We start from the raw sequence: 13,111 nt of genomic DNA, 5'->3' as shown, positions 1-13,111 counted from the left end.
TATGGCATGAATAAGCGTGACACCTTGGGCGTCACGTTTATTGTTATAAATTAAAACGATACTCCGCACTGAGTCGCCACACATTATCGCTTTGCTTGGTCTTTCCGTTAAAGGCCTCGCGGTTTGCAACTGTGGTTGTCAGACTCAAAAACTCACCGCCCACCAGCCAATTGCTATTAATTCGATACTTCACTGTAGCGGTCAGTGCATGGCCATCACTTTGGTTTGGGTCGAACTGCCAATCATCTTTGTCGATGACTTTGAACTGCTCCCCCCGCATGGAAAAGCGCCAGTCATCGCGCTGATGTGTGAGTAGCAAAAACCAACTATTAAAGTCATTATCAACGCCGCGATTGACACCCATGGCGGTATTACCCAGCATGCCTTGTGCGAGTATATGCGTCTGCGGTGTTAACTTGTAACGCCAAGCTACACTAATAAATTTAGTGTCCCACGCATACTGACCGGTTCGGTAGTTGATCTTACTTGGATCGCCATTATTATCGTACCAATAGACATTGATCTCACTACGGTTTGAAAAGTCGCGATGATACCCAACATAATAACCAAATCGCCCATCTACTTCCGAAAACGGTTCAACATGCTGTGCTTGATGTTGTAGCTGCGGTGTATTCAACGACTCTACAGCAGCAAAGGGGAGACTTTCGTTAAACACCGACTGCCTATCATGCACGGTAAAGCCTCGCCATGCGAGTAAAGTGCCAGCCGGATCATTCCCCTTAAAAACACCAAACACACCTTTGAATCCCTGACCTCGGCTACGGCGCGTCTGCGGCTGCTCAATCGCGACTTCACCGCCAAATACCCGCACTTCCTCACCTATCCAAGCGTTAATGGCCGAATACTGGTATGTATAGGGTGATGACCAGCCAATATCTGGGTTCTCAATAGAAAACTTCGGATAAAAGCCGCCCGCTCGAACAATAAAGCGGCGACCATTTTTAGGTAGTGTTCGATATTGCAAATACAGTTCTGTAAAGCCGAGCTTGTCATCTGGGTCTGGCACATACTGTGTTACCCCGTGCAAAGACCAAGCGCTAGCAAAATCTACACGCCAATCAATAGCGCCACGGCTAAGCGTAATATCTGACTCCCCTTTCCCAAAACGCGTAACGCCCCATCCAGGCTGATACCAAGCTTTACGATTATCATCATGCTGCCAGGTCGTTTGCAGTTGCCCTTGCCCAGAAATCTCGACGGCACCTGCTTGCCCTATCGCGAATAATGCCAGAGCGGCGCTTAGCTTAGTAATCATCGAAGCCATCGGAGAAATCCTGAAGTGGAGCAACCAGTGTTTGCTTAATTTGATAGGTAATTGCTTGAGTGTTGTTTACGACGGAGAGCGGATGCTGTTCTATTTTGTCTATATTTTCGAATCTTTCATGCCATACATTCAGCTTTAGTGCGCTGGCTTGCTGAGCACCTAGGTCGATTGATACTTTGCCGCTGCTATCCGTTACCGCAAATAATGGGCTATCTACAACCACGATATAACCCAGCATCCAATCGTGAATATTGCAGCCAAGCTCAACCACACCGGTTTGATCAAATAATACCTGTTTCGGGTCATCGCGATACAACTTAAGCTCGAACGGCTTTGCAGCAGAGAACGAATAGACGTGATGGAGAATGGGATCTAAATTTGGAAACGAGACTTGGGTGCCAGCTTGCACCATCAAGATATGGGGCACAAACGCTTTATCCTTTTGCTCCATTTTATAATCTAGCGTTGTTCTTTTGTTATCAAAGCCATTTCCTTGCAACCACACCGCGGCATTCGCGAGTGGCTGTTTATCAGCATCGACAATTTGCACTTCAAGGGCATTGACTAGACCGGCTTGTAGCATTGCCATCACAACAGCAATACGCCCAAAAATTGTTAGGTTTGGCATAAGCAGTTCAACCTATCCTTATTATTTTTCTTAGCTTGTCTACACTAGACCGAGCGGAATAATTATTACATTCATCGCATTTACAGCATGAATACGTATGCAACTTTTACGTGAACGTTAGCATACAACAGTAAGCTTAGCTGATGTGCAAAAGAACACGAATTTTCGTGCCGACAACAAGAAGGAAAAACTATGCGCCCCATGTCACTTTCCCTGATCGGATTAAGCTTGTTTACGACTACGAGCTTTGCCGCATCTTTAGCTGTGAGTTCGCCAGATGGCAAAATCACTTTTACCTTGAGTGATGATAATAGCCAGCCGACCTATCAAGTCAGCTTTAACGACAAAACCATTATTCAACCGTCTAAACTTGGTTTTGATTTCGCAACAGCTGCATCGATGCGCGATGGCTTAAGTATCACCACACATCAGCGTAATAGCGTCGATAGCAGTTGGCAACAGCCTTGGGGCGAAGCCCGAGTGATACAAGATAAGCACAATGAGCTTGCTGTCACCTTTGCTAAGCAGGCAGACAAATCGCCGCAATATACTGTGCGTGTAAAAGTATTTGATGACGGTGTCGGCTTTCGCTATGAGGTTGCTCAAAATCAAGCGCTTTATATCACCAGAGAATTAACCGAATTCGCCTTTGCACAAAGTGATAAAAGTACCGCGTGGTGGATCCCAGCTCGTGGCTGGAATCGCTATGAATATGTATACAACACCACACCACTGCACGATGCCCCACATGTGCACACCCCATTTACTTTAAAGAATCAAGACGGGGTTCATATCAGTGTGCATGAAGCGGCCCTAATTGACTATGCGGGCATGACCTTAAACCAGCGTCGCCCAGGAACATTTGTTGCCGATCTAACACCTTGGTCAGACGGCGTTGCTGTCAAAACCAATGGTAAGTTCAATACACCTTGGCGCACCCTGCAAATAGGCGATGAAGCCACCGACTTGTTGAACTCTCACCTTATTTTAAACCTCAACGAACCAAATAAGCTCGGTGATGTATCTTGGGTTGAGCCGGGTAAATACATCGGCATTTGGTGGGGCATGCACATCAACAAAAATACCTGGGGCAGCGGCGATAAGCATGGAGCGACTACGGCGCGTACTAAAGAATATTTGAGCTTTGCCGCTGACAATGGCTTTGATGGCGTATTGGTTGAAGGGTGGAACATAGGCTGGGACGGCGACTGGTTCTTCAACGGTGATGTCTTTAGCTTTACCGACGCCTATGCTGATTTTAATATTGATGAAATAGCCAAGCACGGAGAAAAAGTAGGTGCACGCCTAATAGGTCATCACGAGACGTCTGGTAACGTCAGCAACTATCGCAACCAAATGGAGGCGGCCTTCGCACTCTACGAAAAAGCAGGCGTTCGCCAAGTTAAAACCGGTTACGTAGCCGATGGCGGCAACATCAAACGCATTGATGCCGAGGGTAATGCCAGATTCGAATGGCACGACGGTCAATTTATGGCAAATGAGTACTTAGACAACGTCAAACTCGCGGCTAAACACAGGATCAGTATTAACACGCATGAACCAATCAAAGATACCGGCCTGCGTCGCACCTATCCAAACTGGATTGCGAGAGAAGGGGCAAGAGGGCAAGAGTTCAACGCATGGGGCACGCCACCAAACCCACCAGAGCATGTGCCAATGCTTGCCTTTACCCGCATGTTAGCAGGCCCAATGGACTTTACTCCGGGTATTTTTGACATGGGCTTTAACGGCCTTGGCGATAAAACCAACCGCCCACAAACCACTCTCGCCAAACAATTAGCGCTTTATGTTGTGCTTTATAGTCCAATTCAAATGGCGGCCGATTTGCCAGAAAATTACCTCGCTAAGCCAGACGCCTTCCAATTTATCAAAGACGTACCCACCGACTGGGAGCACAGTATCGCACTTGCAGGAGAAGTGGGTGACTATGTTGTCTTTGCCAGAAAGGAGCGCAAGCATAAACAATATAGTGGTAACGATTGGTTCTTAGGCGCAGTAACTGATGAGGAAGCGAGAGAAATTCCTATTACTTTAGATTTCCTTGAGTCAGGTAAAACCTTTGAAGCGCAAATCTACGCGGACGGTAATAAAGCCGAATGGAAACAAAACCCGTATGAAATGAATATTTACCGCAAAAAGGTAACAAGTGCCGACAAGCTGACATTAAAACTGGCTGCCGGCGGCGGCGTTGCTATTCGTTTTAAAGCGCTTTAAACATAAGGTGACTACCCAGCAGCTGGGTAGTCACCGCTTTGGGCTGTACATTTAGTAAACTATACAGTAGGGTAAAATAGTCTATTAAGACATTCTTATTTCAAAGGAAAATAATATGAAACTTACCCTAGCAAAGAAAAAACTAAAACAATTAGACTATCAACAAAGTAAACTTGCCGTAATACTCACACCGCAAGCAGCCGGTGGTAGAGGACCAGAAACCGGCGTTATGTGCGAAACGACTAATAACGATTACTGGTGTCAACGTCCAAGTTCACCGGCTGTTACCTGCAGCGTAATGGAACGCTGTTTATAAGCATTTCCCACCATATATAGGCTAGATATTATAAAAATATGTAGTTAGCCTATTTCTCAGTCAAACTCTCTATATGCTCAACAGCCAGCTTTCACTCGCCGCCGAGCTGAGTTATAAGTAATAATTTACTGACATTGATAGCTTGGTGTTACACCATTAGCAACTTCCCATTTCGCCGTTAATAGCGACGCAGGGCCATTACTGTCATGGGATAGCTCCCAATTCATAATGCCACCAGCATTGAGCTTAGCGTACTGCGTTTTTGCGCGGATCGTCGGGATACCATTGTAGTAGCTGCTACCATCACTATCGCGACAGGCATTGGCATGGTTCTCTTGTAGTAAGGTGCGATACGCTTTCCAAGTAGGTCTTGCATAAAATGGTACGCCTAATACGGTTTTTTCTTTACTGAGCCCACGACCTTGCCAGTAAGCTATTGAGTCTTTGGCGTATTGCATAGAAGCATGATCAGTATTGTTCGCGTCGTACGCCATCAAATTTAAAAAGTCGATATCTTGGAATACAGATTCCAACACGCCACCACCGGTATAGCCAAGCGCCACCACAGCTGCCGTCAAGAATTTACCTCTGGCGCGTAACTCAACGCTTAGTTCCTTCATCAGTAATGCATAGTTATTTGCTGAAGCACCGGGATCTGGATATTCCCAATCCATATCAACACCATCTAGATTATGCTGCTCTACAAACGCAATGACCTCTTGCACGAAACGGGCTCTACCTTGCTGTGAACTGGCGAATGTCTCGAATGCACTATCGTCCCCCCCGTTCCAGCCACCAATGGCAATCCCCACTTTCACATTGTTGGCATGAGCCGAATTTACTAGCGCTGTCATTTTGCTTAAATTTTCAAGCGGTCTCAGTGTGCCATCTGCATTGGGTAGTAAAAATGAGTAATTGATATGGGTGAGTTTATCAAACTGAATATCACTCACTGCACCTTGCCAACTTGGGAAGTAGCCGACAATTTTAAAATTAGGATCGCCAGGAGGAACCTCGTCAGACACGACACTGAAGTTCACCGCACTCGATTCACCTCGTGCCCCAGACACATCAGTTGCATAGACAGTTAATGCGCGATTACCTAGTCCCTGCGCTTGCCACATCACCTCATAAGGTGCACTGTTGTCAGAGGCGACAAGCGTGCCATCGAGATAGAATTCAACACTGTCGATTGCCGTGTCTTGCGGATGGCTTACTGCCGCCGCTAGGCTAACTGATGAGCCCACTAACACTCGTGCGTTACTGCTTGGGGAAGTGACCGAAACTAAAGGCAATGGCGTTACCGGATCGCAACTGCCATTGGCTTGCCAGACATCATAAGTACTGGAATTTTGCGCTGGGTTTTGGTTTTGTGTCCACCATTTCGCGGTGTATTTAGCTGACTGATAGGTGACTGCGTTGCCACCTGTATATACTTGCTGTGATTGCCATTGCGTTAAGTTGCTACAGTCAACCGCCAGTGCAACTTCCATCGCGCCCAAGAGCGGAAGTGCAATTAATAAATTTGTATATTTCATTACCTTTTTCCATGTTGTATGTCGGCTAAAGCAAGTCGTGCCGAGTTTAAATAAATGTTAACTTGCGATTCTTAGCCTACCAGCATGGACAAATTTCGTACAACGCAACTCACTACGACCTTAGTCTAATGAAAATAGAAAATACTTCTTTTCTTTACACCAATTATTCATCCGTGATTATGCTAGTTTATAAAATCTCCATACGATGATTTTTCTAACCAAGCTTTAAACTGTGCCAGTAGCGGTGCATTTTGTTGCTCTCTCGCCACCGGCTTTTCTTGCAGGCTCACGGCCTTTGTTGCGTTTTCAACTCGGTATAGCTTTTGAGTATGATTAAGCGTCCAACCTGCTTTTCCGGTTTTACCCCTTAGCCTGCATATCTGCGACTGCTTTCTCACGTGTGATCAACAACCAACAAAGGTGGCTGTTGCTTGCTACGCACGCAACTTAGTACGCTGATTATAAAATGTCTTGGCGTTGATCTCGTGCTGCAGGAGAAATTCGGTGACGGATAGTGTGCTTTCTGCTTGTAGCTCTATTAGCAGCTGCTCTGCTTGACGGTTTTGGTTTAGGCATTGTAAGCTCCAAATTGAGATTAGAGCGTTACTTTATGAGCCTGAAGCTTCAGCACTAGGTGTGGTTTGGGTGATGCTTACTTCTATATTATCCTTTGTTTAAGAAAAACACTGCCTTTCTTTATACTTGCTAGCTCTTTCTTGATATTGACACGTTTTAGCCATCGGTCATAACCATCATACTGAGCTTTAAAGTTACACCGACCGTGTAATATTCTATAGTTGTCGACAAAGGCTATATCACCCGCCTTAAGTGCGAGTCCAAAAGTATTCACCTCTAGATTGTTACAAAGAGAGTTAAGCGCATCGGCATACTCACCCTGAGCTTCATCCATAAAATAGCGATCAAGTCTGAGGAATGGTCTGCTCTTATCACCAAAGAAAGGAGCAAACTTGATCCCTTTGCTCATTTCTTCGTTAACTTTTTCCCGGGCTGCCTGTATTTCACCGTCATCAAAAAGACCGTTGTTATATTTTTCTAAATGTGAGTTATCAGGACGAATGATATATTCCTGATGAAACAACAACTCCCTATGCTCAGCCGAAAGTGCATCCAACTTAGGTTTTGAGAAGGTCGTATTTATTTCATTAGGATTACGAATACACATTAATCCGATAAAATCAGCTCTATGCTCATGAAAGGCATCTTCTATATGCAAAGTAATGACTTCGTCAGATCCTGAGCTGATCTGTTCCTGCTCATGTCCCTTTATCGGAAAAATATCATGAACAAACCTGCCATCTTGCTGAGTTGCCCAACCAAAAACATCCCCAATCGCAGCGCTTAATAAACAAAAAAGAAAGCACTCTTTTTTAGTCGAGACGTTAGGGTTGGTTTCAAGATCTAGGGGGGTGAGTCCTACCTTTTCCTGATCAATGGGAAAGCCGGAAATTACAAAAATCTCCTCACCTGTCCTTTGCTTAAAAGGGATTAATGCTTCCAGCACCCTTCCCGGCAATTTTGTCGCCAACTGCTGTGATTGCTCAAGAAATCTCGGGTCGCTTTCATTCTCATATAAATTTTCAATTTGATAAAGCAAGGTCTCAATAGTATCTATTTCACTACTTGTTAAAGTCACAACTTTAACCATTTCTTCTTTGTACATATTATTAATCCATTATTCCAAGTTTGTCAGCTACAAATACATCGGCTAAATCAACCAGGTTTTCTAAAGCTTCGATATACAACTCCATCAGCAAATCAATCTTCTGGACATCGATTAATCCATCCCAGTAATTCACTTCAGAAATAGCTTTTGAACCATCAACATTTACAGAAGTAAAAAAATCTATAGCATGATGAAATTTGTCACTTGCGTACTCGACATTTACATGATTCCTTTTATGATTCTTATCACCCATTTTGGAATGGTGAAATTGTACATAGTTAAAACATGCGTATGCACTTCTATCTCTGATACTGTTTAAAGGAAACAAGGCATTGCCATTGCTCTCAACATCAATTAACTTCGTTTGCAATAACTCCAAGGCAGGCAAAAGTTCTTCTTTCCCCATAGCGCAGTGCATAGGTACAAAATTCCAAAACAACCCTAATGCATGTACAGGATCAGATAGTCTTTCCGAGCGGCCTGAGGTAACGACATCTATGGTGATGAGATTTTGCTTTAACAAAGCGCTTAAGGCTTTGTAATAAGAGAATAAGAACAGAGTTTTGAGCTGTTTGTTATTAGCTTGCGCGAAAGATTTTAGTTTACTGAATAATGGACTATCGATAACTAAGCGTTTCGAGCAATAGACCAGAGGCTCTCTCCCAAATGTTACTCTAGGCATAGTTTCGGCTTGTTCATGTTGACCTCGCCAAAACTCTTGCTTCGCTTTTGATTGTGACGCTTCGACCTCCAGAGCCACACGCTCTTTGAAAACGTTGACAGCAGCATGCTGTAGTTGCAGCTTGTCACCGGTTTTTACCCTTTCATAACACTCAAACATCTCATTGATAAAACTGACAAAGCCCCAGCCATCATCAATCGCATGATGTGTTGAAATTAAGAACTTCCAGTCACTGTTACTCACTTTAAAGAGCCGATAGCGTACCATCAAACCTTTACCGTCAAAGGTGTAAGGACGTTTAGCATCTTCGGCAATAAACTCTTCCAAAAACGCTTGATGCTCATCTTTATTTTTTGATGTTAAATCGAATATTTCCAGAGGAAGTTCGACTTCACGATAAACAAATTGCAAATATTGCTGACTATCGGCACAAAAGCTGAAAGTAGTTCTTAATATTGGATGCTTCTGCATCAGAAACGTCAATGAGATTGCAAGCGCCTCAGGGTTAAACTCAGGATCACTAAAAGAAAAAAGCTGCTGGGGGGCATATACGCCACCATATTTTACCCCTTCAATATGCTTCTCTATCATCAAAGATTGCATTTGCGTAGCTGGATAAACATCTTCTATCTCTGAGGGGCAATCTGCCAGATAGTCCGATATTTTTCCTAACAGAGCAAGTGGCGCCGCATCGCCCTTTTTCCCCCGATCAGTCACATACGTTTGCAGGTGTTGCGCAAGTCCGCCAACGGTTTGATGGCGGAAAACATCTTGGGCACTAAAATGCATATCCACTTTGGCCGCGGCATGCACTAATTGCACGACCCTCATGGAATCCCCCCCTAAGCTAAAGAAGTTATCCGTGATACCAAGCTCTTCAAGCCCCAACACTTCTTGCCAGATCCGGCATAAGGTTTTTTCTGTCTCTGTACTTGGTGCGACATGCTCATCTCTTAATAATATATTCTCCGGCGCTGGCAGCGCCTTACGGTCAACCGTGCCGTTGGCCGTCAACGGAAAAGACTCCAACACCACAAAGGCCGAAGGCACCATATAATCCGGCAGCCCCGCCCGCATATGCTCGGCAAGCGCCGCCAACGAGCAGCTTTGCCCTGGTTCGAATAATAAATACCCCACCAACCGTTTGTGCTGCCCCTCGTCCTGCCGCGCTAACACTAGCGCCGCTTTTACCGCTTCCAGTGCCAACAATCTGCCTTCGACTTCTTTTACCTCAACCCTGAAGCCACGGATTTTTACCTGCTCATCATCCCTGCCGACAAAATGTAGACTGCCGTCCGCCCGCCGCACCGCCTGATCGCCGGTGCGGTATAAACCTTGCCCCACTTCCTCTGTAAAAGGATGTGCCAAAAACTTCTCTGCCGTTAACCCCGCACGTCCGGCATAACCTAATGCCAGTCCTTTACCGCCAACGCACAATTCCCCTGCAACACCATAAGGCTGCAATTGTTGTTGCTCGTTAAGCACATACAACCCGGTATTGGCCAGCGGCTGCCCCACTGGCACCGTGTCCGCATCCGCTAACACCAGCTCCGTGGCACGGCAGTAACTGGCATCTATCACCGATTCTGTCTGCCCGTAAAGGTTAAAACATTCTGTATTTTCCCCGATAACCCTTTTTAAACGCCGCAGATCCCGTCCGTACCAGGCCTCACAGCCCACTGAAATATACGCCATCGCATCCAGCTTTTGCCCGCTTTCAAGCAAATGATCCGTCAAAGCGCGGATCACCGCCGGAACAAAGTCGCCATAGGTGATCTCCCGGCTTTGGATCATCTGATACAGCTTATCCGGCGAAAGCAGTACCTCTTTCGGGCAAATCTCCAGCCGTCCGCCGCAGCCGAGGGCTTTCATCATATCGCCAAGCAGGATATCGACTGACAGTCCCGCCATTTGTAATACCACAGGCGGGCGCTTTTCCAAGTCAAACACCCGGTTCCAGCCATCCTGGCGCACAAGCATCGCCTGATGCTGCACCATGATCCCCTTAGGTTGCCCGGTAGAGCCCGAGGTATAGATAACATACGCCAGATGACGGGGCGCCAGTCCCAGCGAAGATACCGGCAGGTTATCCGCCGCCATCTTCGTCAGCGCCTCCTGCAGTGCACCATCGTCCAGGCACAACACCTGTCCGCAACAGTCAGGTAGTTGCTCCCGAACACTGTGCTGCGTCAGCACTAACGTGACGCCACTGTCGCTGAGCATATGCCTCAGCCGCGTTTGCGGGTAGCTGGGATCTAAAGGCACATAAGCGCCGCCAGCCTTGAGGATTGCCAAAATGGCAATCACCATGTCCACTGAACGTTCGACGCTAAGTCCCACTAAGGTATCCGGCTTCACCCCTTGTGCTTTCAGGTAATGGGCCAGCTGGTTGGCGCGGCGGTTCAACGTCTCATAACTGAGACTTGTCTCTTCACAGATCAGGGCGGTTTTCTTTGGATGGGTATCGACCTGACGTTCAAATAATTCATGCAGACACAGCTCCGAGCGGTACTTAGCTGCGGTATCGTTCCAGGTATCCAGTAACTGCTCACGCTCCTGTGGCGTCACTAATTCATGGGCATAAACATCCAATTCAGGGGACGTTAAAAGGGAGGACAACAAAACCTCAAAATGTCCCGCCATACGTTCGATGGTTTGAGCCTTAAAAAGTGCACTACTATATCCCCAAGACAGAAATAGACCTTCACTGCTTTCTTTAATATTTAGAGTCAGATCAAATTTAGCAGTGCCCTCTCCTTCTTCTTCGACCCCGGACAGGCTAAGCCCAGGTAAAGACAAGCGACTTTGGGCATTGTTTTGTAGCGCAATCATCACCTGAAATAATGGAGTGTGGCCTGGGCTGCGCCCGGGTCGCAAACGTTCGACGATTTGTTCAAACGGCACTTGCTGATGGGCATAAGCGTCAAGCAGCATGTTTTTACTTTGTTCTAACAGCGCATGAAAACTCGGGTTATCAGATAAGTTACTCCGCAGCACCAGAGTATTGACGAAGAAACCGATCAAACCGGCTACTTCCACCTGCTCCCGGTTTGCCACTGGCGTGCCGACAACGATATCCTGCTCATTGCTGTAGCGGGCTAATAACACAGAAAAAACGGCATGCAATCCCATAAACAACGTGGCGCCTCGTTCTTGGCATATGGCCATCAAGCGCTGGTGTGTCGCTTGTTCTATCCTTGAGACATGGAGATTACCGGCAAAGCTTTGCACTGCCGGTCTGGGGTTATCTAGCGGCAGGCTGTGCAGAACCGGCAAGTCGGCAAGCTGCTTTTCCCAGTAAGCCAGCTGTTCATTCAGCACAGCTCCCTGCAAGTAGTTGCGCTGCCAGTGGGCATAATCGCCGTACTGGATCGCCAGCGGCGGCAAAGGGTTGTCCAGCCCCTGAACATAAGCCGTATATAAACGGCTGAATTCATTCACCAGTATGCCCATAGACCAGCCATCGGAGGCGATATGATGCATGGTCGCCAACAAGATATGCTCCTGAGGGGCTAATTTAAGTAACTGCACTCGCAACATTACATCCCGGCCTAGATCAAAAGGCATGATTGCTTCTGTTGAAACGATTTCAGCTATACGCTCGTTCCGCCGATCTTGTGAAAGCTCGGATAGATCCGTTAAAGACACTTGAAAGTCAACACCTTCCCGGACCTGTTGGACCGGCTCGCCGTCGTCGCCGGCAACAAAACAGGTGCGCAGGCTTTCATGGCGTAACAGGATAGTGGCAAATGCCCGTTGCAAGGCGTCATTATCAAGGATGCCGCTAAGCTTTATAGCGCTGGGAATATTGTAGTGGGTACTACCACCGTCTATCTGATCTTGTAACCACAAGCTTCGCTGTGAAAAAGAAAGTTCAAGAACCTGCTCACCATTAATTTTCTTTATCTCAGGTACAGCACTCGCGCTTGTAGTTTTCGCCTGAATTAAATCAACAAGCGATGCTTTATGTTTTTTTAATAAGGTGATGAGTTCAGTGGAAAGCAGTTCCTTCCTTCCTTTAACGCTTAACTCCCCGGAAACATCAAGAGATAAATAAATCTCTTGAGATTTTAATTCTTTTAATAATTCTTTTAGGGATCCCATTAAAACGAGTCCAATTCATCCATAATTAATACTAAGTATCACAGATGATACTTCCATGAATTTACAACAAATCAACACCCGATAAACAATATAACAAGATTAAACATCAATCAAAAAAAATTTGCAAAAACTTTAATATTAATAAGCAAAAGCACTTTCAAGTTGATTGAAAAGCTCTTGAATATTTCCTTCCTCGAACCCTGTTTCTGTCTCCTCCCGCTGGATAAATTCGTACATCATGCCCGAATTTTTCTCTCGCTTGGTAAATATTTGCAACAAGCCTTTTCCTTTAATGATATTGGTCGAAAACTCTAACCCCTTTTTGGTTAATGCCCTGGCAACTTCTTCTATATCTTCAACCGTTATAGCGACATGCTGAACTCCCGGACCATATTCATCTATATATTTACAAACTTGAGATTCCGGCCCTGTTCCCTGAACCAAAACCACAGAAAAGTTACCCACGGTCAATTCAGCAGATTTCATTCCCGAGAAAGCACCTTTAATTTCTCTTCTTTCCAGAAGCTTAAAGTTTAATATTCCTTGATAAAAAAATAATGCTTCATCCATATTTTTTACCGCTATTGCAATGTGGTCTATTTTAGCCGCACATCCAAAAAGATCTTTCATTCAAACTCC

General features: G+C 45.7%; 9 protein-coding genes. 2 read left to right on the top strand and 7 right to left on the bottom strand.

What is annotated here, in order from left to right; translation table 11 throughout:
* Window positions 1–43: 43 nt before the first annotated feature.
* A complete protein-coding gene (locus CTT31_RS00690; protein ID WP_211859002.1) occupies window positions 44–1,285 on the bottom strand; it encodes a hypothetical protein in 1,242 nt (413 codons plus the stop codon).
* Complete coding sequence (locus CTT31_RS00685) at window positions 1,266–1,913, bottom strand: methylamine utilization protein (protein ID WP_260491773.1); 648 nt, start codon at window positions 1,911–1,913, stop codon at window positions 1,266–1,268. The genes CTT31_RS00690 and CTT31_RS00685 overlap by 20 nt, the downstream gene beginning before the upstream one ends.
* 201 nt (window positions 1,914–2,114) lie before the next feature.
* Here CTT31_RS00685 and CTT31_RS00680 point away from each other — a divergent pair, with 201 nt between their 5' ends.
* Both CTT31_RS00680 and CTT31_RS00675 read left to right on the top strand, forming a co-directional pair.
* On the top strand, window positions 2,115–4,148 hold the full coding sequence (locus tag CTT31_RS00680) for a glycoside hydrolase family 97 protein (protein ID WP_260492383.1): 2,034 nt from the start codon (window positions 2,115–2,117) through the stop codon (window positions 4,146–4,148).
* A 115-nt stretch (window positions 4,149–4,263) separates the two neighbouring features.
* Window positions 4,264–4,464 carry a hypothetical protein gene (locus CTT31_RS00675; RefSeq protein WP_211859000.1) on the top strand — a complete coding sequence of 67 codons (201 nt, stop codon included), beginning with the start codon at window positions 4,264–4,266 and terminating at the stop codon, window positions 4,462–4,464.
* Window positions 4,465–4,589: 125 nt separating this feature from the next.
* Here CTT31_RS00675 and CTT31_RS00670 read toward each other — a convergent pair whose 3' ends face one another.
* The 5 genes from CTT31_RS00670 to CTT31_RS00650 all read right to left on the bottom strand — a co-directional run bounded on the left by CTT31_RS00670 (window position 4,590) and on the right by CTT31_RS00650 (window position 13,102).
* Window positions 4,590–6,002: a glycosyl hydrolase family 18 protein gene (locus tag CTT31_RS00670; protein WP_211858999.1), complete on the bottom strand. Its 1,413-nt coding sequence runs from the start codon at window positions 6,000–6,002 to the stop codon at window positions 4,590–4,592.
* Window positions 6,003–6,184: 182 nt separating this feature from the next.
* Window positions 6,185–6,400, bottom strand: a complete 216-nt coding sequence (locus CTT31_RS00665) for an IS66 family transposase (protein ID WP_260491772.1) — start codon at window positions 6,398–6,400, stop codon at window positions 6,185–6,187.
* A 260-nt stretch (window positions 6,401–6,660) separates the two neighbouring features.
* Window positions 6,661–7,683 carry a guanitoxin biosynthesis L-enduracididine beta-hydroxylase GntD gene (gntD, locus tag CTT31_RS00660; RefSeq protein WP_211858997.1) on the bottom strand — a complete coding sequence of 341 codons (1,023 nt, stop codon included), beginning with the start codon at window positions 7,681–7,683 and terminating at the stop codon, window positions 6,661–6,663.
* 4 nt (window positions 7,684–7,687) lie between these two features.
* Complete coding sequence (locus tag CTT31_RS00655) at window positions 7,688–12,472, bottom strand: non-ribosomal peptide synthetase (RefSeq protein ID WP_260491771.1); 4,785 nt, start codon at window positions 12,470–12,472, stop codon at window positions 7,688–7,690.
* A 138-nt stretch (window positions 12,473–12,610) separates the two neighbouring features.
* Window positions 12,611–13,102 (bottom strand): VOC family protein, encoded by a 492-nt coding sequence (locus tag CTT31_RS00650; protein WP_039490816.1) that lies wholly within the window; start codon window positions 13,100–13,102, stop codon window positions 12,611–12,613.
* Window positions 13,103–13,111 lie beyond the last annotated feature (9 nt).

Source organism: Pseudoalteromonas maricaloris (assembly GCF_024746855.1).
In the GTDB taxonomy this organism is placed as follows: domain Bacteria; phylum Pseudomonadota; class Gammaproteobacteria; order Enterobacterales; family Alteromonadaceae; genus Pseudoalteromonas; species Pseudoalteromonas maricaloris.
The sequence above is the reverse complement of the archived record's forward strand: the minus strand, read 5'-3'. Positions and strand labels throughout refer to the sequence as shown.

Coding starts and splice junctions, on each gene's coding strand:
- gntD (WP_211858997.1), bottom strand. CDS start 7,683: ATGTACAAAGAAGAAATGGTTAAAGTTGTGACTTTAACAAGTAGTGAA.
- CTT31_RS00670 (WP_211858999.1), bottom strand. CDS start 6,002: ATGAAATATACAAATTTATTAATTGCACTTCCGCTCTTGGGCGCGATG.
- CTT31_RS00685 (WP_260491773.1), bottom strand. CDS start 1,913: ATGCCAAACCTAACAATTTTTGGGCGTATTGCTGTTGTGATGGCAATG.
- CTT31_RS00650 (WP_039490816.1), bottom strand. CDS start 13,102: ATGAAAGATCTTTTTGGATGTGCGGCTAAAATAGACCACATTGCAATA.
- CTT31_RS00690 (WP_211859002.1), bottom strand. CDS start 1,285: ATGGCTTCGATGATTACTAAGCTAAGCGCCGCTCTGGCATTATTCGCG.
- CTT31_RS00655 (WP_260491771.1), bottom strand. CDS start 12,472: ATGGGATCCCTAAAAGAATTATTAAAAGAATTAAAATCTCAAGAGATT.
- CTT31_RS00680 (WP_260492383.1), top strand. CDS start 2,115: ATGTCACTTTCCCTGATCGGATTAAGCTTGTTTACGACTACGAGCTTT.
- CTT31_RS00675 (WP_211859000.1), top strand. CDS start 4,264: ATGAAACTTACCCTAGCAAAGAAAAAACTAAAACAATTAGACTATCAA.